Below are 26,301 nucleotides of genomic sequence, written 5' to 3' on the forward strand. Positions count from 1 at the left end.
CGTGATTGCTGTCCTCGCCGCTCTGGAGTGGGCAGCCGACACCGGCTATCGACCCGTTATAAACATGTTAGAGCGAGGAAGCCTTGCAACTCCCCTCGCGGCATCACCGTCGCCGACCGCCTTCAACCGTCTATACAAGAATAAAAAGGAAACACCATGCACTTAACTATTATTCGCCCACTTGCGTTGAGTCTATTGTTACTGGCCTCAAGTACTTCTGCATGGGCAGCATTGCTCGACAGTGGCGCAGTAGCCTCTCCCGACAAATACGGCGCTCAGGCCGCAGCCGATATACTCAAATCCGGCGGCAACGCAGTAGATGCCGCAGTGGCCACAGCCTTCACACTGGCCGTCACCTATCCGGAGGCTGGCAATATCGGTGGAGGCGGTTTTATGACCTTGTTCGTCAACGGCAAGCCGTACTTCCTCGACTACCGTGAAACAGCACCCAGTGCGGCAACGCAGACGATGTACATCGACGAGAAAGGTAACGCCGTCGCAGAGATGAGCCTGGTGGGAGCAAAGGCGGCCGGCGTGCCAGGCACGGTAATGGGCCTGTGGGAGGCTCATAAGCGTTTTGGCAAACTGCCATGGAGTGATCTGCTCAAGCCAGCCATCGGCTACGCCCGTGACGGATTTGAAGTCGCCAACAGGCAGTACGCCTACCGCAAGGACGCCCTTGGCCTGTTCAAGGACAAGACCAATTTCGCAGACTATTTTGCAGCGTTGAAACCGGGCACGATCTTCAAGCAAGCCGAACTGGCGAAGACGCTGGAACGTATAGCGGTTAATGGTCCGGATGAGTTTTACAAAGGTCATACCGCCGACCTTTTAGTGGCACAGATGCAACGCGACGGGGGACTGATCACCCACGAAGATCTGGCCGGCTATCAGGTCAAATGGCGCGATCCGATCACCGTTCAATGGCAGGGCAACACCCTCTACACCGCGCCACTGCCGAGTTCAGGGGGCATCGCCCTCGCCCAGCTTATCGGGATCAAGGAAGCCCGGGCTGCCGACTTTGCAGGCGTGGAATTGAACTCCGCACGCTACATTCACTTGCTCGCAGAAATCGAGAAACGGGTGTTTGCCGACCGCGCCGACTATTTGGGTGACCCAGGTTTTTCCAGTGTGCCGGCGGCTGAACTGACTGATGCGGCCTACATCAAAAAACGCGCCGCCGAGGTCAATGCGAATGCGATTTCACCCACGGTCATGGTCAAACCTGGACTCGAGTCTCACCAAACCACCCACTTTTCCATTCTGGACGCGGACGGCAATGCAGTCAGTAACACCTACACCTTGAACTTCGACTACGGCAACGGGGTGGTGGTTAAGGGCGCAGGGTTCCTGCTCAACGACGAGATGGACGATTTCAGCGCCAAACCCGGCGTGGCCAACGCGTTTGGCGTCGTGGGCGGAAGTGCAAACTCAATTCAGCCGGGCAAACGCATGCTGTCCTCTATGAGCCCGAGCATCGTTACGCGAGACGCCAAGGTCAGCCTGGTGATAGGGACGCCGGGCGGCTCACGGATCTTTACCTCTATTTTCCAGGTCATGAACAACGTCTACGACTTCAAATTGCCACTGGAAAAAGCGGTCGCCGCCCAACGCGTGCATCACCAACTCCTGCCCAAAGACACGATCTTCTATGACGCCTACGCCCCTCTGATAGGCAAAGAAGCCGAATCACTTAAAGCCATGGGCTACACCCTGGAACAGCAGCCCTGGAAGATGGGCGACATACAAGCCATACGTGTTGACGGAAAGAAAGTTGAAACTGCATCCGACCCAAGAGGCCGCGGCGTAGGAATGGTCGTCACACCCTAAGCGTGGCAAAAACCAATAAAAACAATAAAATGCCAACCACTTGGATACTGCAGGTATGAAACCAGTCACCTCGGGCCTAATTCTATTAGCCGTCACCGCCACCTCGGCTCCCTTCCTCCAGGCCAGCCAGCAATCTACTACGAACGGCATCATTGAGGACAGTCAACTAAAGGTCCTCAATCGTAACATTTACATGAATCGGGACTTCAAAAACGGTGACCGAAGCGCCAGCGGCCACAGTTATCTGGAAGAATGGGCGCATGGTTTGATCACCACCTATTCTTCGGGTTTTACCCCAGGCAGCGTTGGTTTTGGCGTGGATGCTTTCGATTTTCTAGGGGTAAAACTCGATTCGGGAGATGGGCGTGTTGGAACCGGACTGCTTGAACGTAAAAAAAACGGCGATCCCAAGGATGAGTATTCGGTTGCTGGGGCAGCCATTAAGTTTCAGGTTTCCAATACAGTGTTGCGATACGGCGACCAACTGCCATCCTTGCCGATCTTCGCCATCTCCGACACACGTTTACTGCCTGAATCTGCCAGTGGCGCATTGATTACCAGCAACGAAATTAAAAACCTGGGCCTCAACCTTGGGCACTTTACCGCCATGCGAAATCGCAATCAGACTTCGCGCGACAGTAAGAACCTCAAGTCCATCGATTTTTTTGGAGGAACGTATCGTTTCACCGAACAACTCGCCAGCACACTTTACTGGTCTGAAACAGAGGATTACTACCGCAGATCCTACGCCAACGCAAATTACTCATTGCCGGTATCTAGCGACAAGAGGTTCCTGTTTGACCTCGGCATGTACGACACAAAAAGCGTCGGCGCCGCGGTTGAGCGAGCCTGGGACGGAGATAAGTTAGATAATCAGCTGTTTAGCCTCTCTGCAGCCTATAAGTTTGGGGCGCATACGATCGCTCTGAGCCACCAGCGAGTCAAAGGCGACGGCGGTTATGTGTATGAATTAGGCAGTAGTACGATGTATGCAGTGCACTCAATTCAGGTCTCCGACTTTAACCAGGAGGGTGAACAGTCATGGGGGATACGTTATGACCTTGACATGGAGGCTTATGGTGTACCGGGTCTCAACTATATGATGCGCTATGTCAGGGGCAGCGGTTTCACCAACAAAAATACGGATAACGGAAAAGAATGGGAGCGCAACATTGAAGTAAAGTACGTCGTACAAAGCGGCCCCATGAAAAACATGAGCGCACGAGTTCGCTGGGCAACTTTACGCAGCTCTGACATCGACAACTGGAATCTGGAGGATGTACGTTTGATTTTTGAGTACCCAATCAACGTCTTTTAGCCCACTGCTACGCCCCGCCAACGCCCTTAATACCTCAGTCAGCGAGCCGATATTGTGAATATTGGCTCTCTGGCTGTGAAACTCTCCTCCCCTTTGTGAAACAGATTTCGACGCCAGTGGCGTCAAACTCCTTGCGGCCCATACCGCATCAGCCCAGCAAAATCGGCACATCGATAAGCCCCCCGCGTCTTGCTCAGGCCGGCTCCGGCTCGTGTTTTAAATCAATCTTTTGATGTATCCGTTCACCGCTGGCAGTCGCTCCAAACCCCACGTATCAGCTCCTTCAACATCAACGCCTCCTCCCAGCGATCCGTAATGTCACGCCCATCAGCCCCCGTGATCGCATAAGGCGGTGGGCCGAGTTCGCAGGTGAAGGACAGGCTGGTGGGTGTGTTCGGCCGAGCCAGCCAATCCTCGATCCCGTAGCGCCACCAGCCCAGGCACCGCTCCAGACAGGGTCGATGCTGGGCAAAGCTCAAGGGCACCTGGACCTGTTCACCGTTGCTGACACGACCATGGAAACCCCAACTACGGCGCAGGATGGCATGGATCTGCTCGTCGTCTTCGGCGTTGGCCGGCTCAGGTAACTCCCTGCCCACGACGTAGTGGGACAAGTCAGCTAACAGTTTGAGATCAGGCATTTGCCCAAGGAGATCAAGCGTGAATAACAAGTCACTGGTGAGACGATAACGATGGGTTTCCAACAGGATCGGAAAGTCCACCTGCTCGGCCAGACGCTGCCAGCCTTCGATCAGTTCAATGGCTTGCGCCCGTGTGCGCGGCCGGACATCGGCCTGCAGCGTCAGGTGGTGGCAGCCGTAGCGGGATACCACATCGAGTGCGGTCGCCAGGTCATCCACGGTCCGGGGGAACAGTTGACCTTCGATTTGCAGGCCCTGCGCCTTGGCGGCGGCACTCAGGCGTGCAGCCTGTGGCGCAAGCCAGAAATGCTCGGTGATCCCGTCGAAGCCCGCGGCGGCGATCTTTTCCAGCTGCGCTTCAATGGACAGATCGCAGTGGCCACGGTGATCTTGCATGGCCCACAAGGACTGAAACACCAGGAATTCGCGCATGTCAGGTCCTCAGCAGTTGTTTGAGCGATACATCGGCATCGGCTAAAGCAACCACCGAGAGAGGGTTATGGTTGGCAATCAACCGTTCGCACAACTTGATGTCCTTGGCGATGCTATTGCCCTGGCCCCAGCCGCAAGCCCCTAGCAGACGTTGTTCGGCATCGAGGTAGAACAACAGGAAACCGCCATCCGCGGTTGCCCGGCTCGCTGTCGGTTCGGTGTTTGCGATGATGCCCGAGGTTTGCAGCCCCCAGTCGTACTGGTCGGACCAGAAACCGGGAATGACGTCGTAGGGCTGCTCGCCGCCCAGCAAGTTCAGTGCGGCATGACGGCCCTGGGTTTCGGCGTTGCGCCAGGTTTCCTGACGCTGGAATCCTCCTTGCGGATGCAGGCGAAACTCACAGACGTCGCCTGCCGCAAAGATGTCTGGTGCACTGGTGCGCAACCGCGCATCGACGCGAATGCCCTGACCGACCTCAAGCCCGGCAGCCACGGCCAACTCGGTGTTGGGTTGTATGCCGATACCCACCACGACCAGATCGCAAGGCAACAACTGGCCGTCGACCAGTTGCACCGCCTCGGCGCGAGTGGCGCCCAGCACCGTTTCTATCGCTACGTTCAGTCGGACATCCACGCCCTGACGGCGATGCAGTTCCAGCAGGACACTGGACAAACGCTCCGGCAGGACACGACCCGCCAGGCGCGACCCAGCTTCGAGCAAGGTCACCGTACAACCCAGGGCGCGGGCGGTCGCAGCGACTTCGAGGCCGATAAAGCCGCCGCCGATGATCACCAATCGAGCGCCGGGCTGTAGCGAAGCGCGCAGTGCCATTGCTTCGTCATGGGTTCGCAGATAAAGCACGTTGGGCAGATGCCCCGGCACTGCGGCCAGCAGTCGCGCCCTGCCCCCGGTCGCGAGTAACAGGCGGGTGTAATGCAACCAACTGCCGTCGGCCAGCTGTAATCGATGTTGCTGCGGATCGAGGCTTTTCACCGGGTTGCCAGCCAGGTGCTCGATGTCCAGTTCGGCGAGCCGAGCCTTGTCGCACAGGCTGTACCCCGCCAGATCAATCGTGCCCTGCAACAGTCCCTTGGACAGCGGCGGACGCTCATAAGGCGGATGGGGCTCATCGCCGATCAGAATCAGGCGACCGCGATAACCTTCGCCGCGCAGGGTCAGCGCCGCGCGGCCCCCGGCATGCCCGGCGCCGACGATGACCAGTGGAGCATTGGCAGGATTCATGGTGCAGACTCCGCGCAGTTAAACCGTAATGGCGAGCTGGACACGTCCCGACTCGACCCGTACCGGATAGGTCTTGAGGTTGACGCACACCGGCGCGCCAAGGGCTTTTCCGGTGCGGTAGTCGAAACGTCCGTTGTGCTTGGGGCACTCGATGACATGGTCCATCACCAGGCCATCTGCCAGATGGATGGATTCGTGGGTACACAGGCCCGCCGTGGCGAAGAACTCGTCGTCGGCAGAGCGGTAGACGGCATAGGTGTGCGGACCGTGGTCGAAACGAATGACATCTTCTTCATTTATTTCGCCCACGGCGCAGACGTCGATCCATTGATCGGTCATGGTGTTTTCTCGTGTGGTGGTCAACCCGGGAGGTGTCAGGCCGGCGTTGCGTCGGCTTCAGACTGGGTGCTGGTGGCCGGCGTTGCGCGTTGTGGCAAAGGGCGACGGATGAAATACGTCGGGTCTTTGCGCTGCCTCCAGATGGTCGGGAGGATTTCCTTGAAAGCCTCGAACAAGCCGGCGTACGGCGGCGGGCAGTCGTTACGGATTTCTTCGTGAAGCTGCGCCAGCGCATGAAACGGCACCATCGGATACATGTGATGCTCAAGGTGATAGTTCATGTCGAGGTACAGAAAACGCAGCAGCGGGTTCATGTAAATGGTGCGGCAGTTGCTGCGGTGATCGAGCACGTCCTCGGCCAGGCCGACATGCTGCGTCAGGCCGAACAGGTAGGATAGCCAGCCTCCGTACAGGGTTGGCAGGCCGATAAACATCAGCGGCAACCAGCTCTGCAGATACAGCGCCGCGCCTACGGTGAGTGCATAAATCACCAGCCAGATACGCGCCGCCGTAAAGACCTTGGGCCACTCGGATTCGGGGATAAAGGTCTGCTCTTCTTCCGTCATCCGTCCGGTTGCATGTCGGCAGACTGACCACATCGTCTTGATCGCGTAAGGCATCCTGAACAGGCTCAGCACCATACTGATCAGGCTAGGCGGACGCGGCTCGACGATCTCCGGATCGCGACCGACGATGATGGTGTCGGTGTGGTGCCGGGCGTGGCTCCAACGCCAAACATGGGGTTCAAACATGAACATGAAGCTCGACAGTTGATAGACCGCATCATTCATCCAGCGGGTTTTGAACGCCGTGCCGTGACCCGTTTCGTGCCAACGGGCATTGGATGCGGTGCCATAGAGCACACCGTAGGCGAAGAAGAACGGAATGCAGGCCCAGGAGCCCCAGAACCAGTAACCCGCAAATCCGGTGACGACCATCGATAGCAACCAGATGGCGGTGTCACGCAAGGCCGGGCCGTCTCGACGCTGCATCAATTCCTTCATGCGTTTACGGGAAATCTGCGATTGGTACCAGCGGGCTGACACCAGGCCTTTTTGCGCCGCTTTGGCGGCTTCCGGACCGATCAATCGATAATCCCGAGGCCCGGGTTTATCGGGGTGTTCAAAGGCTGCGTGTTGTTCAGGCATTTTATTGTTCTCCGCAAGCTTGATGGCTATGGGCACTTTTCGACGCGGGATCACATCGTTGGAGAGACGATAGAGAGCCCACTGATTACCCTCAAGCCCTTGAATACATTTCCTATCAAGCTATCATCCAGGCCCATTGAAGCTTGATAGTTTTCTATCACGGCGCTGCCGGACCAGCCATGAACACTACTAAACGCCCAACCATCGCCACCGTCGCCGAACACGCTGGCTTGAGTGTCGCCACCGTGGACCGGGTGCTCAACGCCAGGGCGCCGGTCAACCCGGCGACCGCCGAAAAAGTGTTTCAGGCCGCTGAAGCGGTCGGTTATTTCGCCGCCAGGCTGATCGGCCAGCGGATTCGCGAATGTCGTCCCAGCTACCGTTTCGGCATCCTCTTGCTTGGCACCGCCCAAGCGTTCTACGGTAACGTGGCTGCCGCCATCTCCGAGGCTGCGCAGCGCCAGGCTGGCGTCAACCTGAACCTGCAATTCGAATACGTCATCGATCGCACACCCAGCGCGATCATTGCCCAAATCGAACAACTGGCGGTGCAGTGCGACGGCCTGGCAGTGGTCAGCTTCGCGCATCCGCTGATCCAGGCCTCCATCGCTCAGATCAAAGCCGCCGGCGTGCCGGTGATCGCGCTGCTCTCCGACATTTATGAGGCCGCGGATGAGCCTTACGTCGGCCAGGATAATCATGAGGTCGGGCGCACCATGGGCTGGCTGATGGCTCACACCTGTGGCGCGCGCAAAGGCAGTGTCGGAGTGCTGCTCGGCGGCCACCGCTTCCTCGGTCATCAGGCGCGGGTCGAGGGGTTGCGCAGTTACCTGGCGGAGCGCGCACCGGGGTTGCGGCCGCTGGAAGCAGTGATCAATCTGGACAACAACGACATCACCGAAGAGGCGACGCTGGACCTGCTGGCGCGGCATGACGACTTACGGGGTTTGTGCGTGGTCGGCGGTGGCGGCGACGGCATTATCAGCGCCCTGTCGCAACTGCCGAAGCAGCCGTCGCTGTGCTGCATCCTGCAGGAATCGACCGAGCTGTCGCGCAAGGCCCTGGCGCAGGGGTTGATCAGCCTGGTCATCGACTCCCAGCCGAAATTGCTGGCAACAGCGCTGATCGACCTGCTGATTGAACTGCAAACCACGCCCGACTTCGATCCGGTGCGACATCGAATCCACATTCCACTGCAAATCCTGACCTCAGAGAACGCTCGAAGCTGAACCTGTGGCGAGGAAGCCAGGTCCAGTCAGCCCGTCAGAAGTCCGGCCCCGACCGAAAAGTATCAGCACTCAGCCCATACCGATTCATCTTGTTGTACAGCCCACCACGAGAAACATTCAGCTGTCTGGCGGCCAGGCGGATGTTGCCGCGGGAATCCTCGAGGGCCGCGATGATCACGTTCATTTCATGGGTACCGAGGTCCAGGGCCGCCCGGGGTTCAGGCACGCCTCCCCGCGCCGCAGGCCGCACTCCCTGCCTGATTTCGAGCGGTAGATCTCCGGGCTGGATCAGTTCGGTCACCGACAGATTGGTCGCGCGCTCAATGGTATTTTCCAGCTCACGAACATTACCTGGCCAATGGTAAGCCGACAGGATATCCAACGCCTCTGGCGAGAAGCCTTGCACCGACTTGCGCAACGACCGGGCGCAACGGCTGAGAAAATGTCGCGCCAATAACGGCACATCCTCCCGGCGCATTCTTAGCGGCGGAACCGTCAAGTTCAGTACGTTGAGCCGATAGTAAAGATCCTCGCGGAACGCGCCATCGGCCACCGCCTGACTCAGGTTGCGGTGGGTGGCGGCGATGATGCGCACATTCACCTGCCGGGATTTTTTTGCGCCCACCCGCGTCACCTCGCCTTCCTGCAAGACCCGCAGCAGGCTGACCTGGGCATCGAAGGACATGTCACCGATTTCGTCGAGAAAGATCGTTCCGCCATCGGCCAATTCGAACTTCCCGGCCGAGCCGCCACGGGCCGATCCGGTGAAAGCACCCTCTACATGCCCGAACAGTTCGCTCTGCACCAGGTCTCGCGGAATCGCCCCGCAATTGACCGCCACAAACGGACCACTGCAACGGTCACTGGCGTTATGGATCGCCTGGGCGAACAGCTCCTTACCAGTGCCGCTTTCACCTAAGATCAGCGTGGTCGAGTCACTGCGACTGGCGATCCGCCCCAGGTGCAAGGCGTCCTGAATCGCTCGCGAGCCGCCCTGAATGGTTTCAAAGGTGTAGCTGGCCTGAGTGCCGATGATCCGCCGGGTAATTTCCCGGATACGTCGGTTCTCCCGTAACGAAACAATCCGCCCACCCTGTTCCAGTGAGCACACCGATACCAGGCACGCCAGGTGGCTGCGGTCAGGCAACTCGAAGGTGCAGTCCAGATCCCGCAGCGCCTCGCCACTGCGCAGCAACATTTCGGCAGTCAGCTCGCTCTGCCCCAGGCGCTCGAACGGGCTGCCCAGGAGGTCCCGGCCGACGCGAAAGAGTTGCCGGGCATAACGATTGAGCGCCTTGATGCAGCCACGCTCATCGAGCACCACCAGCCCTTCGTTGAGCACTTCAAGGACGGCTTGCTGTTCGTCCAGCAGGGTCTGCAAGGCCATCTGTCGCGACACCGCTTCAGCCGCGGCCTGCACGGTGCCCAAAGTGTGGAAGTGGAACCAGCCGGGCTCGGCGGTCAGGGTCAACATGCCCAACGTGCGGCCCTGGGCATCGCGGATCGGCGCGGCGGCGCAGTGCATGCGCCGCCGGCGCAGGCCAAGCCCGAAATTTTCCTCGGCCAACACATAGACCAATCGGTCTTCGGCAATCGCCAGCCCCGTGCAATTGGTGCCCTGCACTGACTCCAGCAAGCGACTACCCACTGGCGTGAGATCGAGGCCGCAGAAATACAGCGTCGTGCCCTCGGCATCGGTCAGGTTGATATGGCCCCTGGGGTTGTATGCCAGCAATCCACGCATAACTTCCGCTGCCGCGATGATCAACACCCGATTGGCCGCCAGCGTTGCGGCCAGATCGGCGGGGATGACAAAGCGATACTCGCCATCTTCAGGATCGAGGCCGGCACTGACGCTGCGCAGCCACGAATCCCAGATCACCTGCCGAACCTCGGCGGGTCGATCAATGCGCCCCTTCAAACACGCCTGCCAGGCCTGCTCCAACGCAGCGATCGGTCCTTCACTCAACGACGCAGGACCGAGCGCGGTGATGTAATCGAGGTCTTGCACGCTGAAGGCCATTGGCTGCTGGTTCACACCCTACTCCCGTGTTCATATTTTCAACATGTCAGTATAGACATGTCATAAGAATGAACACTTATTTCAACGACATTCGATTAACTCATTAAATATCAATAAGTTAAATATTGGCATAGCACTTGCTGACAGCCTTGTACCAGCGAGGGCATTCCTGCTGTCGAGTCATTGAACAACAATAAAAGGAAGTCATTCATGAGTGCATCCAAGACCATCCGCCTCGGCCTTATCGGCGCCGGCCGCATGGGCAGCTTTCACGGCCTGACCGCAGCCCGGCACATTCCTGGCGCTTGTCTGGCCGCCATCGCCGACCCGACACCCGGACAGGCCGCGCGCCTGGCGGCAGAGTTGGGGGTGGCGCGGGTCTATATCGATCCACAGCAATTGCTCGATGACCCGGAGATCGACGCGGTCCTGATCGCCGCTCCAGCCCGCAGCCATGCCGAACTGGTGATCAGCGCCGCCCGCGCTGGCAAGGGTGTGTTCTGTGAAAAACCCATGGCCATCACCCTGGACGAAGCCAACCGCGCCATTGCCGCTGCCGCCGATGCCCGCATCACGCTGCAGGTCGGCTTCAACCGGCGCTTTGCCAGAAGCTTTCGTGCCGCCCACCTGGATGTGCTCGCCGGCCGCATCGGCACGCCGCAACTGCTGCGCTCGCTGACCCGCGACCCGGCGCTGAACAACCCGGCCGCCTCGCCGCAGTGGGTGATTTTTCTCGAAACCCTGATTCATGACTTCGACACCCTACGCTACCTGAACCCGGGCGCCGAAGCCGTAGAGGTGCATGTCATGGCCGATGCCCTGATCGCTCCGGCGTACAAGGACAAGGGCCTGCTGGATACCGCCGTGGTGACGATTCGCTTCGACAACGGCGCCATCGCCACGGCCGAAGCCAACTTCCAGGCGGTGTATGGATACGATGTGCGCGGGGAAGTTTTCGGCAGTGCCGGCATGCTGACCATGGGCAACGTCAATGACTCGGACCTGGTGCGCTACCTGGCCGGCGGTATCCAGGCCGACACCCTGCGCCTTGACACCGACCTGCTGCGCGATGCCTACATTGCCGAGCTCAATCATTTTGTCGGCTGCCTACGCTCCGGGGAAAAACCCTTGGCCAGCGGCGAAGATGCTCGGGCGGCCCTGGCGATTGCCCGGGCATGCATCGAATCCTTTCAACAGGGCAACACAGTACGCGTGCAAGGAGCCCATTGATGAGTTTCTCACCGTTCAAGTTGGCAATCAGTGCCGAGATGGTCTTCCTCGACCTGCCGTTCACCGAGCGTGTCAAACGTATCCACGGGCTGGGTTTCAGCGCCGAAATCTGGGACTGGACGAAGAAGGACATAGCTGCACTGGTTGCCACCGGCGCCGACTTCACCTCCATGACCGGCTATATCTCCGGCAACCTGACCGACCCCGAAGAGATCCGCCAGTTGCTCGACAGCGCCCGGGAGTCATTGGCCGTGGCGGAGCAACTGAACTGCCCGAGCCTCAACCTGCATGGTACGGGCCTGGGTGACAAAGGCCTGCCGGTCAAACCCGTCGCCAACGCCAGCGGACGCATGTGGCTGAGCGCCTGCAAGACCCTGGAAAAAATCGCCCGCCTGGGTGAAGACGCCGGTCGGGTGTTCCTGCTGGAAAACCTCAACACCAAGGTCGACCATCCCGGCACTCCGTTCGCCCGCGCCGACGACACCCTGGCGCTGATCGAGGCCGTGGGTAGCCCGCACCTGAAGATGAACCTGGACCTCTACCACGCGCAGATCGGTGAAGGGAACCTGATCGAACTCATCCAGCGCGCCGGCCCTGCCATCGGCGAAATCCAGGTCGCAGATGTCCCGGGGCGCAAGGAGCCCGGCACCGGCGAGATTCATTATCCGGCTATTGCCAGGGCCTTGTTCGGCATGGGATATACGGGCGTGGTCGGGCTCGAGGGCTGGGCCAGCGGCGACAGCGAAACGGCACTTGAGCGCTTTCGGCAGGCGTTCACGCTGGACTGAGGGAACGGGCGCTCCTGGCGGATCTGATCCGCCGAGTGCCGGCAGCCCACAGGTTTGATCTTGATGAATTTCAACTCATAACAACAAAAGGAAAACCATCATGCGTCGCTACGCACTGCTTTTTGCCACGCTGTTATTATTCTTCAGCCAATGGGCCGCCGCCTCCAGCTATCGCATCGGCGTCAGCATTGCCAGGGTTGACGACAACTTCATGACCTATGTCCGCAGCGGCCTGGAAGACGCCGCTAAAAAGGAAAACGTCCAGATCCAGTTCGAGGATGCCCAGGGCGACGTGGTGCGCCAGCTCAATCAGGTCCAGGACTTTCTCAACCAGAAGGTGGACGCGGTCATCGTCTTGCCCGTGGACACCGCTGCCACCGCCAACGTGACCCGCGCCGCCGTCGAGGCGAAGACCCCGTTGGTCTACGTCAACCGCCACCCGGACGAACGTACCCTGCCCAAAGGCGTGGTCACTGTGGCGTCCAATGACATTGAGGCCGGACAGCTGCAGATGCGCTATCTGGCGAAAAAGCTGGGGGGCAAAGGCACCCTCGCGATCATCATGGGCGACCTGGCGCAAAACTCCACGCATGACCGCACCGAAGGCGTCAAACAGGTGCTCAAGGACTATCCCGGCATCAAGATCGTCGAACAACAAACGGCTGAATGGCAGCGCAACAAAGGCATGGACCTGACTAGCAACTGGCTGCTGGCCGGCGCCAGCTTTGACGCCATCGTGGCCAACAATGACGAGATGGCCATCGGCGCCGCCATGGCACTGCAGCAAGCCGGTAAAGCCAAGGGTGAAATAGCAATTGTCGGCATCGACGGCCTGCCTGACGGACTGGCAGCGATCAAGCGCGGGATGCTGGTCGCCTCGGTCTTTCAAGACCCCAAGGCCCAAGCCAGCGTCGCACTGCAAGCGGCCATCAAAATGATCAAGGGCGAGCCGGTCGAGACAGATGTCTGGGTGCCCTTTCAACTGATCACACCGGAACAGGTGGCCATGTTTGAGCAACATTACAAATAGCGTCGAATGCTCAGCACTGACGCCGCTTTCCCGCTCTGGGATTAGCACTGATTTTGCAATGACGAACGAAGACTAGAGAGCGGTTTCGGTAAGCACAAGGTGAAAGGATTTCCCAGAAAACATCAGTCATTGGAAAGCGAATTGTCTGATGACCGCCTTCAGGAAAAAGATAACAGACTGGAAAACGCACAAACAAGAACGCCACTCTATTGAGTGGCATTCTTGTGTATTTTGAGCGGAAAACGGTCTACCGGCCCCACAGCAATCCACTGATTCCAAAAGTCTTTGTCGCACAACAACAACCTAGCTGACAGGAAAGATTATGGACAGCGGGACTCTTGAGATCCAGTGCACGTGTTGCGGTTATTCAAGCCCAAGACCGGCACGTCCCAGCGCGTTCAGGCGCTCTACGGTGAAACGCTCCTCCCAGGCCTTTTCGTAATCTTCACGAGGAAAGTCGTCAGGGGACACGCCCTGCTCGAATGCCCTACACACATCCCTGGCGTAACGCAGGTTTTTCGGGCACATAGGCGCCGCGGGCACGTACATGACGTTGCCCCAGCCCTGTTGATTGTCCACGGGCGCGACGCTATGGATTACATCGCAGTGCCACCAAACCGAGTCGCCAGCCTGAACATCCGGAATCGGACTCAACCCCTCGACCAGCAGCGGGTGCCATTTTCGGGAAACCGGAAGAACCTTGCCTGGCGCGACCCCACACAACTCATCTTCGGGCACATCATCGAGCAGAGGCCGAAGCAGCAGGTAGGCCATCGCTTTCGGGATTGGCAAGGTATGCAATACACCCTGATCGGCCTTCATGTCAGACAGCGCGGTCCATCCTTGAAACGTCCGGAACGCAGAGCACCTCACTGTGTCTTTGTAGGCGTACTCATCGACCTCGGTGCGGAAGGCTGCGTCCCAGGGATCGTATGAACTGAAGTTGTTATTGTAGATTTTGTCGAAGATTTTCAGGTACGCCGGGTGCAACCAGCGCTCCAAAGCACCTGAGTCGGTATGGGGTCCAAGCCCCTTTGAGTCTGTGCCTGGCGGACGACGGCGTACCCGATCTGGATAAAGTGCGTTGACATCCGGATTGAACCATTCCTGACCTTGAGAGTAGGTCGTCCACAGGCGATTCAAGAACGATTGTGCTGCGCCCATCCGCTCATCCTGACGGAGCTGCATTTGCGACTCAGACCAATAAATAGGGAAAATCTCGGGACGAGATGCCTCCAGGCTTCCGAAAAACTGGTCGGCAGGACCACGATAAACCGCATCGAATTGGTTTTTGTCCAAGTAATCCAGCAGTCCTTTATCCCACCCCAATACCTGTCCTCTGGGGAAATGGTTTCTGATGACGACACAGCCCCTGCGCTTGATCAGGGCCAACTGCTCTTCGGTGACCTTGTCTACGCTGATGTCTTCAAATTCCAGCACAGGCCATCCCGAGCCTGTGAGTGCCTCCTGTTCCTTGACTGAGGCGATTTCGACGGCAATGAATTCACTGACCTGTGCGAACAAGGATTCCACGTTTCCGATCTGCGCGCGTAATGCCCGCTTCATCTTGACGATGCTATCCCTGTAATTTTCCGGAAGCGTAGCGCTTTCAAAGGCCTGGTATTTACTCACGGGTTTACCTGCTGCTTTTGTTATTCATGCAGGTATGGAACCACTTTCAGTTACGGCAGCGGCAGCCTCATTTGAGGCGTCAGGTAGTAGGATTATGGCGTTCTGATCAGATAGTCCTGGAGTATCGATCTACTGAGCATGAGTCCTTTACTGAAAATGATGGCCGTGCTGTCGGCGAAATTCCGATGGTGTCAGCCCTTTCAGCGCCTTGAACTGGCGATTGAACAACGCCTGCGACGAGTAACCCACTTCCTCTGCAATCATGGATACCGTCAAGTGCCCCTGCATCAACAACGCGCACGCATGTCCTACCCGCAGTCGAACGATGTAGTCCAGAGCGGTACAACGCGTATGCCTGCGAAACATCCGATGGAATGCCGATACGCTGACACAAGCCATCTCGGCCAACGTGGGAATACTGAGTGCATGTGCATAGTGACCATGCACATACTCCAGGACTCGGTGGATGCGCGCGTCTTCGACGATGTGGCTGCCAGCCTTTGAGGCCAGTGCCGGCAGGATCCTGGTGGCATCGACGTCTCTTGCCAGCTTGTTGAGCACCGCAAGCAACGCGATTAATCGCTCGGACGGCTCCTGGTTGACCATTGCCTCGATGATTGGCCGTATTTCCCGAGAAACCGCTTCACTGAAACTCAAGGCGTGCTGAGCAGCCGCCAGTAATTGTCGAAGCTGTCCCAGCTCCGGAAACAACGTCACCAGCGACTCAGCCCATGCCGCTGAAAACCAGATCACCAGAGCAACATGCGGTTGTCCCGGATCAATGAGCTCCGCTGACGACCAGCTATGGGGAACATTAGGCCCCAGCAGAATCAGATCCCCATCATCGTAAGGTGCGACGTCATTGCTGATGTAGCGGTGGCCACGACTGTTCAACGTGAGCGTCAGCTCGTACTCGGGATGATGATGCCATTCGAACGGAATGGCGTCCGACAAGCGTCTGTTCAATAGCGCCCAAGAGGCATCCGCCTCCGTTGGCACTTTCTCGAAACTGGGTCTCATGGCGACGGATTCTGCTCTATAACTACCCTAACACGCCATAATCGTACCACTCAGTATCCATACACACACTGTCAGGCGATAAGCCGGAATCGGCCAAAAACGGACATTTTCCAGCTCACACTCGCACACTGGTATCCCATGCCTTTTCGCCTACATCCAGCGCTATAGAGGCAATGGCCTGTCCTGCACAACCCGCTTCATAACAAGCGTCGACGTCAAGCGCTGCACATTGGGCAATGTCGACAGGCTTTCATCATAAAGCCGTTGAAATGCGGGCAAATCCTGGGTGATGACATGCAGCAGATAGTCCGGCTCGCCAAATAACCTTTGGGCATCGACCACCTGCGGGATGTCAACGAGCGCCGTCTCGAAAGCCTCGACAGCCTGCCTATTCCCCTCGCGCAATGTAGCGAACACCATGGCGGAAAAGTTAAGACCCAATGCGCCCGGGTCCAGTTGTGCTCTATAGCCGAGCAATACACCCGACTCTTCCAGGGCCCGTACTCGTCGATGACAAGGGGAAAGACTCAGCCCCACACGCTCGGCCAGTTCGGTGACCGAAAGACGACCGTCCCTTTGCAGCTCAGAAAGAATCTTTCGATCAATCCTATCCATTTGGAAGAATCTCCCCTTATTGCACGAACAAAATGATTATCTTTGGAAGTAAATTCTAACAATAATTCATTATTCTTCTTCGCACCAATAATTACCGGAGCCGGACGATGCAGCACGCGGTGTGTCAGCAGCAGAGGTGGGTGACACCATGACCTTGAGCGTTTTTGTTGCCTTTTGGGCAGTGTCGATTCTATTCGTCATCACGCCAGGCGCAGATTGGGCCTATGCGATTTCCGCAGGTATGAAGGGCCGAGTCGTCATACCCGCCGTGGGCGGGCTCTTATCCGGCCATTTGATCGCTACCATGATTGTTGCTGGTGGTGTTGGCACGCTGGTTGCGAACCACCCCACTGCCTTGACCGTACTGACCGTTGCCGGGGCGGGCTATCTGCTTTGGTTGGGTCTAAATATGCTTGCCCACCCCGCTACGCCACACTCTGATGATGTTCAGACGTCAGGTTCCTGGACGCGCTGGGCGATCAAGGGCCTTTGCGTGAGCGGGCTGAATCCGAAGGTGTTCCTGCTGTTCCTGGCACTGTTGCCTCAGTTCACCGACGCCACCGCTGCCTGGTCTGTGCCGATGCAGATGATTGCACTGGGGCTCATTCACACTGTCAGTTGCGGCGTGATCTATCTGCTAGTCGGATTTGGCTCACAGGTGGTACTGCAGGCACGTCCAGTTGCGGCTCGTTTGGTCAGCCGACTCTCCGGCGCAGCAATGATCACCATCGCGATCGCTTTGCTCATCGAGCAAATGCTGGGTTAATCCATTTTTAAACAAGGCGACACCATGACCGATCAGTCTTCACCATATGGCGGTATCTCTGACGTCTCCCAGGCACCGCGTGTCCGGATCCCCCATCTAAAACAAATGAAAGTAGAGGGGCAGAAATGGGCGATGCTCACGGCTTATGACATGTACAGCGCAGCCATCTTCGAGGAAGCGGGAATACCCGTCCTGTTGGTCGGCGACTCTGCGTCCAACAATGTCTATGGTAATGAATCCACCCTATCCATCACTGTCGACGAACTTATCCCTCTGGTTCGCTCGGTCAGCCGTTCGACACGGCGGGCACTGGTGATCGCCGATCTTCCTTTCGGCTCTTATCAGGCCTCGGCGGAACAATGCTTCCATACCGCCGTCCGGTTCATGAAGGAAGGCGGTGCGCATGCTGTCAAACTCGAGGGAGGAGTTGAAACGCTGCCTCAGGTCGAGAAACTCGTTCAGTCCGGCATTCCCGTCATGGCTCACATCGGCTTCACGCCGCAGATGGAACATCAACTAGGTGGTTACCGTGTTCAAGGTCGGGGCGAAGATGCGCAGCGCCTGATAGACAGTGCCAGAGCGTTTGAAGCAGCGGGTGCATTTGCTGTTTTGATCGAGATGGTGCCGGGAGATGTGGGGCGAGCGATCACTGAAGCCGTTTCAATTCCTACCGTCGGAATTGGCGCGGGCAACCAATGCGATGCACAGGTGTTGGTCTGGCAGGATATGGCAGGACTGCGCACCGGTCGCTTGCCGCGATTCGTCAAACAGTACGCTGACCTTCGTTCAGTGCTTCACACGGCGGCAAGGGACTTTGCACTTGAAGTGGGGGCAGGAACGTTCCCAGGTCCCGAACACACATTTTAACTGCGCGGGAATCGTTATGAAGAGCCCCAGAGAACGCGCAGCTGAAGGTTTACAGATAGGCGACCGGTTCACGATATTCCGCTGTTTTTCAGATGAGGAGATTCGTCAATTTTCCCAAATTTCTCGCGACTACAATCCGGTTCACTGTGATGCACGCTATGCGCAACTGCGCAGGTTCAAGACGCCCATCCCCAAGGGGTCAGTTTTGGGCCGGCGTTGACAGGTAGTGACTAATCCTGCGTTGCTGCCTGCCTGAAAGTGTCCGAATGGCCGTGAAATCGGTGTCCGGATGGTCATGGAATCCGCTGGATTGGCCCTACAGCCAATCGCCCTCGCCCCCCCTAACGGAAGACCGTGATTTCAGCGGCACGCAAGAGATCTCTCTTTCCCTTGAGTGAAATTTCCTAGAAAATCCTGACCGCTTGTTTGCGCCTGATCTCGCGGCTAGGCTTCGACTCGTCACTGCTCATCAGTGATCGGGTTTAGTCGCCCGCGAAACTACGGCGCACTGCGTCCCCTTTGAGACAGGCGTTTTTTATCGCCTGCACAATATGGTGGCCGTGCGCAGGGCACCCTCGGGTGCGCCGGTTCCCTAGTTTCCGGTCGACTAACCTGCGTATGGCCGCCACCCATCGTTTAGTCGCGATCTGCGGCGGCTCCATTCAAACTAGGGAGTTACGCCACATGTTCAAACCCACCCCGAATCCGCCTGTTTTCTCCAACGTTGAATCCATCGACCCTCGTATCGCCGACCGGGCTTTGTCTCACTACAACCTCGGCCCGGGCGCAGGATCAAAACCTGCCCCTGTCACCACGCTGCACGATCATCTGCATGAACCCAGGCACCAGGAAGACGCCCTGGCCAACGTCTACTCGATTCTGCAATCCGCCGCGGCCACGGCCTATGAGCACGCCGACAACCAGACCGGTTCGAACCGCAAGGTGGCGATGGGTGTGGTGCATTTGATTGAGTTGGCACAGCTCAAAATGGACTCTGTGCTGGATGGGCAAGCAATCAGCGTCAGCGGCTGACCACGTTCTGCGGGTGAGCGGAAAGCCGGGCTTTGCGCTCATCCGAGTCTGAAGTTTAACAGCGGTATTACCCCCCCCTCAGCTTGCCTCAAAGAATGGCAAGTCAGATGGGTGTGATGCGGACGGTGGATGACACCGCAAACAAATCGAGTGAAGCGTCCGTCATCTGAGGCCAGCTACCGCTGTTCAATTTACAAAATATCGAATTGCTTCAGAGCAATCATCATTGCGATCAGCAGAAAGGCAACCCCCGTCATCGTAGTCCACTGACTCTGAGCGGTGAAAGCGAACCAAGAACCCTTAACTGGGTATTTACCTAACGTAAGCAACTTCACTATCGGCCAGCCAATAGGAAAGCAGACGGCAGTAACAACATAATCCGCCAATTCGTCTCCCATCTTGATGTGCCTTTGTGTTCGGTTGGTGGGGCGAGCGAGGAAGCTAAGCCAGCGTCAGTCGCAGGTCAAGACTCGGAGCTAGGTGTGCAGTCTGCTGAAGCCCCCTGCCCCATTCTGTACTGACGCCAACGACCTGAAAAAGCTTGTAGCAGTTCGGGTTTTGACAGCCCCCTGCGGCGTTATTCATTGTGTCGGTGCATACCGCTGACGTTGTCAACACCCTGTCCATGTAGCTTGGATCCGGGAGGCTACGATGCGCCATTGCGCATGATCCACTCCCCAGGTCGCAACGCTTCCAGTAGCGCGACCGATCGACTGCTGTCGATGGAAGCTCTGCTGTTGCTTCACTGTTTCCCCCATACGGGCCTCGCCCGTATGGGCCAGGTCCTCCCTTAATCTTGGAGGCTCCATGAAAATGGAAACTGTTTTATACAAAGCGTTGGTCGCATCCAACGTTCCAGAAGTACACGCTACTGCCGTCATTGAGGCAATGGAGAAAGAGATGACCTCAACCCTTGCGAGTAAAACTGATCTCGCGGTGCTTCGTGCCGAATTGAAGATCGACATCTCCGAGCTTCAGAAAAGCCTCGTGAAGCTTGACGCCAAGGTGGATATCTTGAGCAAAAACCTGACGATACGTCTCTTGTTGATCATAGGCGCCACAGCCGGTGTATCTTCCGGCTTGGTCACTTCTGGACTCAAGTACCTGGCGTAACACCATCCGTTGTACCCACCCACGCGGGGAATCCTTCCCCGCCGGGAGAAGTGTTCTCCGCGTTCCGCTTCATGAATCTGGAGAATCACCATGCCCAATATTTTCTGCAACGAGCCTCAACCGCTCGGTCTTTACTCCGTCAGCGCAGACGCTGACACGCTGATCGAACACCGGCTCCCTGCGATGCCCGCAGCTGATCGGCCTTCACTTCATGGGCGTGGTGTTTGTCGACCATGCCCACCCAACACCTTCTGTCAGGCCACTGATCTGTCGTCAGGTCGGCAAGACAGATACCTCACTCTGCGGCTCCGGCTACGAACAGGCCACATGCGTTCGTGCGGCTGATCGTCGTCACGCGGCTCCATTGATGTTGGGTGTCCTCCACGGCTCCTGACCACGGTTTCAACCTCACATCCATCCATAGGGATTCTCGCCCTATGGGGCGAGCTCAGTCCCGCCCCCAGGAGTGCTTTATGGGAAAGCTACTGAATGTGCTGTGCCTACCGTTTCCGTTCATTCGGAATCCTTACGTCCCCGATTCGTTTCTGCGCCTGGACGCGTTTCAGCGGCAGTTCACGATCATCTGCAGCGGTGTCATGCGCTTGCCGGAAGAAGCGCCGCGTGTGGGTTACTACCAAGTCACCGGCGCGTACGAGGTGGTGCATGCGGGTCTGATTGAAGACGCCATTGTGCTCTGTACCTCACGGTTCGAGGAGCTGCATGCGTATCCGAAACTGAGTGCAGCGGAGTCGTTCGATCCGCGCACGGTCGAGGTCTACTACACCCCGTCCGAGGCCTGTAAACGAGGCCCTGTGATCTGTGAACGCGCTGATGTTCAACGGGTGCTCTCAGGCGTTGTTGGCCCCTCTGAGATCGTTTGGCGACGTCCCTGTCGTACGGATGAAGACGTGCGCGTGCTGGAGGCACGGATACAGGCACAGCTCGCACAAGCCAACGAGGACATGCGTGTAGAGGCCTACGAATCAGCGAATCTTGCCCGTCGACAAGCCAGGGAGCTGAAAGGCTTTTTGGTTTCACCCAGATGGCGAGTGCCTGTGTTGAAGGCGCTCCACGATACAGGCGTCACCTGCTGCACCTACTGATACTCAAGGCTGGATAAAGCCTCAATAACCGTCACCGGGAAATCACCTCCCGGCCGGGGCGGTGATTTCTCTGAACTGGAGAAATCTCATGTCCCCACAACCGAACCCAGATCGCGTCAGCAAGATGAAGTACTCACTGTCCGTCACGCCACGGGCCTGGGACAAAGCGGTGCAGAGCAATCAGTACCGATGTGGTTCAACCTACGAGAGTCGGCTGTTGGATCTGCTGCACGCCGTGAGCAAAGCCCATCACCGGCAACCGGACGCTCGGCAGATTCACTTCGGGCTCTACCAGCGGCTGCACACAGGGCGTCGCACGAAGCAGTCCTCTCTGGAGCTGACGCTCAAACTGGTGGAAACGGACCCAGAGACGCCGTATCTGCTCCTGTCACTCAAGGACGAGCGGGTTGATTCATAACCTGGAATCGGCCTACAGCAACACCTCACTCAAGCCCGACGCTGTCGGGCTTTTTTTTCATTTCCGTCACTCGATTCTGTTCAGATTTAGCTTGAGGCAAGTTTTAGCAGATAGGAGAACCTGAAAATGGCTGCATTGATCTCATCCTGAGTATCACGAACGTAGTGCGACAGTTTTAATTCTCAAGAGCAATGCGTTGGGCAGGCTTGTTGAGAGGTTGCGACAGTTTTGCGTGGCTTTGGAGGTATCTTGGAGGCTGCAAATTTTGCGGAGCGTCTGCGACAGCTTTAATTCTCAAAATCCATACATCAGGCTAATCGCCGCCTCACTTTTCGTTGCCTGCAGAGCAACGCTACCTGAATAAAGTTGCTCTTGCTGCGTCTGGTCAATGCAGCGAACATGACTCTCGACAACGCAGCACCTGCCTGAGCAGTACGTTGCTGGCTGTCATACCTCCCCTGCATACCCGCAAGCCCCGAATAAGGGCCTACGGGAGAGTCATGTCTAATAAAAACGAGAATTGAAAATATGACCAGAAATACAGGCAAGCTGTGTGCGCTGTTTTTTACCTTCGCCGGTGTGAACCTGGCACATGGCGCCGATACCGGGTTCCTAGAACAGTCCACGGCGACCTTGCAGACCCGCAACTACTTTTTCAGCCGGGACTTCTCCGATCTCCACGGAACAACGCAGTCATTGTCACAGGAATGGGCCCAGGGCTTCATTCTCAACTTCGCGTCCGGGTATACGCCCGGACCGATTGGATTTGGCTTGGATGCTGTCGGTAAATTCGGCATCAAGCTCGATAGCAGTCCAGGTCTGACTAACACGGGGCTATTACCGGTAAAGAGCGACGGCCAAGCCGCTGACGAATATGCTCGACTGGGGTTCGCGGCCAAGATTCGCATTTCCAAAACCGTACTGAAGTTCGGTGAGCTGCAACCCAATCTGCCAACATTGGTGTTCAGCGATATTCGGCTGCTCCCGCCGACTTACCAGGGCGCGAGCGTTACCAGCACTGAAGTTCCCGGCCTGACGCTGCAAGGCGGGCATCTCACCTCGACCAGCCTGCGCAACGAGGCCGGCGAAAGCCGACTGCAGGCCTTGCTGGGCAACAAGCTACAAGGTCAGGTGTCGAGTGATGCCTTCAACTACGCGGGCGCCGATTACACGTTCAACGATGAACGCAGCACCGTGAGCGCCTGGTTCTCGCAGTTGGAGGACATCTACGACCAGAACTTCTTCGGCCTCAAACATAGCCAGCCGATGGGAGACTGGGTGCTGGGCGCCAATATCGGTTACTACGATGCTAAAGAGGAAGGTCGAAAACTGGTCGGCAAGATTGACAACCAGTCCTTCTTCTCCTTGCTCTCGGCCAAGCATGGAGGGCATACGTTCTATGCCGGTTACCAGGGCATGTATGGCGACAGTCCCTTTCCCCGGCTTTTTCTCAATGTCAGCGCACTGGGCAATGAACTGCCGACCTATGAGTTCGTCTCCACCCACGAACGCTCCTACCAACTGCGTTATGACTATGATTTCGCCGCCCTGAAGGTGCCCGGCCTGCTGGCCAGTGCTCGCTATGTCACCGGCAACAACGTGACGACAGCCGCGGGTTACGAAGGCAAGGACCGGGAACGTGATCTGGACCTCAGCTACACGTTCCAATCGCCCCAGCTGAAGGGCCTCGCCGTACGCATACGCAATGCCGTCGCGCGTTCCAACTACCGCACGGGCATCACCGAGAACCGTTTGGTCATCAGTTACACTTGGAAGCTGTTTTAAGAACAAAGAGGGGGCGAACAACTTCACCCCCTCTTGCGTTGCCATCACCTTCAACTGACCTCAACGGTCATCTCTATTTCGACGCACGCCCCCAACGGTATCTGCGCCACGCCAAATGCCGAGCGGGCGTGCTTCCCCCTATTGCCAAACACCTCGGCGAACAGCTCCGATGCGCCGTTGGTGACTAAGTGTTGCTCAGTGAAGCTGGGGGTCGAATTCACCAGACTCATCACTTTAACAATCCGAACGACCCGATTCAGATCGCCGAGATGCGCGTACAGCGTCGCCAACAAGTCGATCGCCGTCGCACGTGCGGCCGCGTAACCGTCTTCAGTGGTCAGTGTATCACCCAGTTTTCCCGCCCATACCTTACCGTCTTTCTTCGCAATGTGCCCAGACAGGTAAACCAGATTGCTACTTTGCGCGCTCATCACATAAGCGGCGGCCGGCGCGGTGGTGATGGGCAAGGTGATTCCGAGGTCGTTGAGACGGATATGGATGTCATGTTCACTCATGGTCTTCTCTCTTCACTGCAAATATGCCAGCGCCCGGGTTGACCGGGCGCTGGCGAAGTTGATGGGGTTGAAACCTGTATCAGCCCGGGATCGGCTCGTGACTGAAAGCCTCGACTTCGCGAATCAGGCTCTGCGCGGCCATCATCACCAGATCGCGCCCCTTGTCCGGTGTCGCCTGCGCCGGGTCCGAGCCCATGCGGCCATCCAGATGGCGCGCGCGGAAGTCGTACGCTTCACGGATAGGCCCCCACGGCGCTATCCGCGGCGAGTACTCGGCCGTTTTGATCGAGTCTGGGTAGGCCCATTGGGTGACGGCAATCTCGGACGGCGTGGCATGAACGCCGTGCCCGGTCGGGAACTGTTCCTTGGCCAGGTCGCCGACCCCTTCGAGGTCCCACCAGTTGCACAACTTCAGCGCAAACCCCGCCGGGCGTCGGGCAAAACTGGCCTCGGCGTAGAGCTCGGAGAATGCCGCCTCAATCGACGCGACGTTGCCACCGTGCCCATTGAGGAAGAGGATTTTTTCAAATCCATGAGCCGCCAGCGAATGCACCCAGTCCCCAATCGCGGCAATAAAGGTCGACGGGCGCAGCGAGATGGTGCCGGGAAAGCCGATATGGTGCTGGGCCATGCCGATATTGAAGGTCGGTGCAATCAGGATGTCCGCGCTTTTTTGCGCTTCGCCCGCAATGATTTCGGGGCACATCCAGTCGGTGCCCAGCAGGCCGGTAGGGCCGTGTTGCTCGTTGGAGCCGATCGGAATCACGATGGTACGGCTGCGCTCGAGAAATTCCCCGATCTCGGCCCAGGTCGATAGATATAAAAGCATTTTCGGTTCCTCTTTGATTTCAGTGACACGGGATTGCTCAACCCATGCTGTATTCGCGGGCCGAACTGCCGCGCGTTCGCGGTTTGGTCGAAATGATCACGAAGGCCGCGCACAGGAATACGCAGCCTACTGCAACAACCCCCGCATTCAGGCTGCCGGTGGCGGTTTTTGCCCAGCCGATCATGGCCGGCCCCCAGAAACCACCGCAAAGCCCGATGGTGTTGATCAAGGCAATACCGCCTGCCGCCGCATCGCCCTTGATGTGCTCGGACGGCATTGCCCACAACACGGTGTAGGCCATGAACATCATGCTGATCGACAGGCTGAGCAGCGCCAGCGACAGCAACAGGTTGCCGCCGGCGAAGGGATAAAGGATCAACAGGAGGGCGCCGATGGCCGCGGGTACCGCGCAGTGGTAGCGCCGCTCGCCCACCCGATCGGAGCGGCGCCCGATCCAGTACATGCCCAGGGCCGCGCCGACATAAGGAATGGCGGCATACCAACCCAGTTGCCGGGTATCGTTGACGCCCAGGGCCTTGATGATCGCCGGCAGCCAGAAGCTCATGGCATAGATCGAAAAGATGATGCAGAAGTACGCCGACGCCAGCACGTAGATCTTGGGGTCGCGCAACACCGCCCGGAACGAATGGCTGCGCGCCGCCGTCGCGCCCAGTTCGGTTTCCAGCAAGTGCTTTTCTGTCGCATTCAGCCAAGGGGCGTCCAGCGGTCGATCGGAAAGAACGAAATACATGAGAATGCCAAAGAACACACACGGCAACCCTTCAATCAGAAACATCCATTGCCAGCCGGCCAGGCCGCCCACGCCGGCAAATGCAGTGATCAACCAGGCGGACAACGGACCGCCAAGAATGCCGCCAATGGGCCCGGCAATGAACACGATTGCAATCGCCCGCGCCATGCGATTCGGGCCGTACCAGCGGGACAGGTAATAAATCATGCCCGGGGCAAACCCGGCCTCGAATACACCCAGCAGGAAACGCATGGCATAAAACGTCGGCACGTCGCGCACAAACAGCATGCAGGCCGATGTGATGCCCCACAGCACGAGAATACGGCTGAAGGTTTTACGCGCGCCGATGCGTGGCAGCATCAGGGTACTGGGTAGCTCAAACAGGACGTAACCGATAAAGAAAATTCCCGCGCCCGCGCCATAGGCCGCATCCGACAAACCCAAGTCACTTTGCATCTGCAGCTTGGCAAAGCCGACGTTGATGCGATCCAGGTAGGCAAAGACGTAGCCGATGAACAACAGCGGTAGCAGCCGCCAGTTGAGCTTGTGGTAGAGGGCATGAATGGCATCACTTCTTGCCGGCGCCAGAAAGGTTGGCATACGA

Annotated in this window: 25 protein-coding genes and 1 pseudogene; 14 read left to right on the forward strand and 12 right to left on the reverse strand. The window is 57.7% G+C overall.

Features of this window, described 5'->3' with window-relative positions; all coding sequences use genetic code 11:
* Window positions 1–156 precede the first annotated feature (156 nt).
* Window positions 157–1,830: a gamma-glutamyltransferase gene (gene ggt, locus M5C71_RS04090; protein ID WP_248767287.1), complete on the forward strand. Its 1,674-nt coding sequence runs from the start codon at window positions 157–159 to the stop codon at window positions 1,828–1,830.
* A gap of 55 nt (window positions 1,831–1,885) precedes the next feature.
* Window positions 1,886–3,148 carry an OprD family porin gene (locus M5C71_RS04095; protein WP_248767288.1) on the forward strand — a complete coding sequence of 421 codons (1,263 nt, stop codon included), beginning with the start codon at window positions 1,886–1,888 and terminating at the stop codon, window positions 3,146–3,148.
* 242 nt (window positions 3,149–3,390) lie between these two features.
* On the opposite strand, the gene M5C71_RS04100 is transcribed toward M5C71_RS04095, so the two are convergent.
* From M5C71_RS04100 to M5C71_RS04115, 4 genes are read right to left on the reverse strand one after another with little or no spacing between them, the layout of a single operon-like run.
* Window positions 3,391–4,221 (reverse strand): sugar phosphate isomerase/epimerase, encoded by an 831-nt coding sequence (locus M5C71_RS04100; protein ID WP_248767289.1) that lies wholly within the window; start codon window positions 4,219–4,221, stop codon window positions 3,391–3,393.
* Window position 4,222: 1 nt separating this feature from the next.
* Window positions 4,223–5,464, reverse strand: coding sequence for an FAD-dependent oxidoreductase (locus M5C71_RS04105; RefSeq protein WP_248767290.1), 1,242 nt, complete (start codon window positions 5,462–5,464; stop codon window positions 4,223–4,225).
* 18 nt (window positions 5,465–5,482) lie between these two features.
* Window positions 5,483–5,803 (reverse strand): MocE family 2Fe-2S type ferredoxin, encoded by a 321-nt coding sequence (locus tag M5C71_RS04110; protein ID WP_248767291.1) that lies wholly within the window; start codon window positions 5,801–5,803, stop codon window positions 5,483–5,485.
* Between the two features lie 35 nt (window positions 5,804–5,838).
* Window positions 5,839–6,951, reverse strand: coding sequence for a fatty acid desaturase family protein (locus M5C71_RS04115; RefSeq protein WP_248767486.1), 1,113 nt, complete (start codon window positions 6,949–6,951; stop codon window positions 5,839–5,841).
* Between the two features lie 179 nt (window positions 6,952–7,130).
* On the opposite strand from M5C71_RS04115, the gene M5C71_RS04120 reads away from it, so the two are divergent.
* A complete protein-coding gene (locus M5C71_RS04120; protein WP_248767292.1) occupies window positions 7,131–8,180 on the forward strand; it encodes a LacI family DNA-binding transcriptional regulator in 1,050 nt (349 codons plus the stop codon).
* A 34-nt stretch (window positions 8,181–8,214) separates the two neighbouring features.
* Here the strand turns inward: M5C71_RS04120 and M5C71_RS04125 are convergent, their stop codons facing one another.
* The gene (locus tag M5C71_RS04125) at window positions 8,215–10,203 is read right to left on the reverse strand and encodes a sigma 54-interacting transcriptional regulator (RefSeq protein WP_248767487.1); all 1,989 of its coding nucleotides are present in this window, start codon (window positions 10,201–10,203) and stop codon (window positions 8,215–8,217) included.
* Between the two features lie 210 nt (window positions 10,204–10,413).
* On the opposite strand from M5C71_RS04125, the gene M5C71_RS04130 reads away from it, so the two are divergent.
* The 3 genes from M5C71_RS04130 to M5C71_RS04140 all read left to right on the forward strand — a co-directional run bounded on the left by M5C71_RS04130 (window position 10,414) and on the right by M5C71_RS04140 (window position 13,251).
* A complete protein-coding gene (locus M5C71_RS04130; protein WP_248767293.1) occupies window positions 10,414–11,433 on the forward strand; it encodes a Gfo/Idh/MocA family oxidoreductase in 1,020 nt (339 codons plus the stop codon).
* Window positions 11,433–12,221, forward strand: coding sequence for a TIM barrel protein (locus tag M5C71_RS04135; protein WP_248767294.1), 789 nt, complete (start codon window positions 11,433–11,435; stop codon window positions 12,219–12,221). Before M5C71_RS04130 ends, M5C71_RS04135 begins: the two co-directional genes overlap by 1 nt.
* A gap of 100 nt (window positions 12,222–12,321) precedes the next feature.
* Window positions 12,322–13,251 (forward strand): sugar ABC transporter substrate-binding protein, encoded by a 930-nt coding sequence (locus M5C71_RS04140; RefSeq protein ID WP_248767295.1) that lies wholly within the window; start codon window positions 12,322–12,324, stop codon window positions 13,249–13,251.
* A 363-nt stretch (window positions 13,252–13,614) separates the two neighbouring features.
* Here M5C71_RS04140 and M5C71_RS04145 read toward each other — a convergent pair whose 3' ends face one another.
* From M5C71_RS04145 to M5C71_RS04155, 3 genes are all read right to left on the reverse strand, one after another.
* Window positions 13,615–14,883, reverse strand: a complete 1,269-nt coding sequence (locus M5C71_RS04145) for a DUF1479 domain-containing protein (RefSeq protein WP_248767296.1) — start codon at window positions 14,881–14,883, stop codon at window positions 13,615–13,617.
* Window positions 14,884–15,030: 147 nt separating this feature from the next.
* A complete protein-coding gene (locus tag M5C71_RS04150; protein WP_318654865.1) occupies window positions 15,031–15,903 on the reverse strand; it encodes an AraC family transcriptional regulator in 873 nt (290 codons plus the stop codon).
* 162 nt (window positions 15,904–16,065) lie between these two features.
* Window positions 16,066–16,518, reverse strand: a complete 453-nt coding sequence (locus M5C71_RS04155) for an Lrp/AsnC family transcriptional regulator (RefSeq protein WP_248767298.1) — start codon at window positions 16,516–16,518, stop codon at window positions 16,066–16,068.
* A gap of 148 nt (window positions 16,519–16,666) precedes the next feature.
* Here M5C71_RS04155 and M5C71_RS04160 point away from each other — a divergent pair, with 148 nt between their 5' ends.
* The 4 genes and pseudogenes from M5C71_RS04160 (at window position 16,667) to M5C71_RS04175 (ending at window position 19,183) form a co-directional block, all read left to right on the forward strand.
* Complete coding sequence (locus M5C71_RS04160) at window positions 16,667–17,284, forward strand: LysE family translocator (RefSeq protein ID WP_248767299.1); 618 nt, start codon at window positions 16,667–16,669, stop codon at window positions 17,282–17,284.
* Window positions 17,285–17,308: 24 nt separating this feature from the next.
* Window positions 17,309–18,151, forward strand: coding sequence for a 3-methyl-2-oxobutanoate hydroxymethyltransferase (gene panB / locus M5C71_RS04165; RefSeq protein WP_248767300.1), 843 nt, complete (start codon window positions 17,309–17,311; stop codon window positions 18,149–18,151).
* A 16-nt stretch (window positions 18,152–18,167) separates the two neighbouring features.
* Window positions 18,168–18,341, forward strand: a pseudogene (locus tag M5C71_RS04170) (MaoC/PaaZ C-terminal domain-containing protein); the annotation flags it as partial.
* A 494-nt stretch (window positions 18,342–18,835) separates the two neighbouring features.
* Window positions 18,836–19,183 carry a hypothetical protein gene (locus M5C71_RS04175; RefSeq protein ID WP_248767301.1) on the forward strand — a complete coding sequence of 116 codons (348 nt, stop codon included), beginning with the start codon at window positions 18,836–18,838 and terminating at the stop codon, window positions 19,181–19,183.
* A gap of 191 nt (window positions 19,184–19,374) precedes the next feature.
* Here M5C71_RS04175 and M5C71_RS04180 read toward each other — a convergent pair whose 3' ends face one another.
* Window positions 19,375–19,581: a hypothetical protein gene (locus tag M5C71_RS04180; RefSeq protein WP_248767302.1), complete on the reverse strand. Its 207-nt coding sequence runs from the start codon at window positions 19,579–19,581 to the stop codon at window positions 19,375–19,377.
* Between the two features lie 409 nt (window positions 19,582–19,990).
* Here M5C71_RS04180 and M5C71_RS04185 point away from each other — a divergent pair, with 409 nt between their 5' ends.
* From M5C71_RS04185 to M5C71_RS04200, 4 genes are all read left to right on the forward strand, one after another.
* Window positions 19,991–20,296, forward strand: a complete 306-nt coding sequence (locus tag M5C71_RS04185; RefSeq protein WP_248767303.1) for a hypothetical protein — start codon at window positions 19,991–19,993, stop codon at window positions 20,294–20,296.
* A gap of 473 nt (window positions 20,297–20,769) precedes the next feature.
* On the forward strand, window positions 20,770–21,399 hold the full coding sequence (locus tag M5C71_RS04190) for a hypothetical protein (protein WP_248767304.1): 630 nt from the start codon (window positions 20,770–20,772) through the stop codon (window positions 21,397–21,399).
* Between the two features lie 88 nt (window positions 21,400–21,487).
* Complete coding sequence (locus M5C71_RS04195) at window positions 21,488–21,817, forward strand: hypothetical protein (RefSeq protein ID WP_248767305.1); 330 nt, start codon at window positions 21,488–21,490, stop codon at window positions 21,815–21,817.
* A 528-nt stretch (window positions 21,818–22,345) separates the two neighbouring features.
* Window positions 22,346–23,602, forward strand: a complete 1,257-nt coding sequence (locus M5C71_RS04200; protein WP_103495294.1) for an OprD family porin — start codon at window positions 22,346–22,348, stop codon at window positions 23,600–23,602.
* Between the two features lie 50 nt (window positions 23,603–23,652).
* On the opposite strand, the gene M5C71_RS04205 is transcribed toward M5C71_RS04200, so the two are convergent.
* The 3 genes from M5C71_RS04205 to M5C71_RS04215 form a co-directional block, all read right to left on the reverse strand.
* Complete coding sequence (locus tag M5C71_RS04205) at window positions 23,653–24,117, reverse strand: RidA family protein (protein WP_103495295.1); 465 nt, start codon at window positions 24,115–24,117, stop codon at window positions 23,653–23,655.
* Between the two features lie 79 nt (window positions 24,118–24,196).
* On the reverse strand, window positions 24,197–24,946 hold the full coding sequence (locus tag M5C71_RS04210; protein ID WP_103495296.1) for a creatininase family protein: 750 nt from the start codon (window positions 24,944–24,946) through the stop codon (window positions 24,197–24,199).
* Window positions 24,947–24,983: 37 nt separating this feature from the next.
* Window positions 24,984–26,297, reverse strand: a complete 1,314-nt coding sequence (locus M5C71_RS04215; RefSeq protein ID WP_103495297.1) for an MFS transporter — start codon at window positions 26,295–26,297, stop codon at window positions 24,984–24,986.
* Between the last annotated feature and the right edge of the window lie 4 nt (window positions 26,298–26,301).

Origin of the sequence: Pseudomonas sp. MWU12-2345 (genome assembly GCF_023242385.1) — a bacterium.
GTDB classification, from domain to species: Bacteria; Pseudomonadota; Gammaproteobacteria; order Pseudomonadales; family Pseudomonadaceae; genus Aquipseudomonas; species Aquipseudomonas gingeri_D.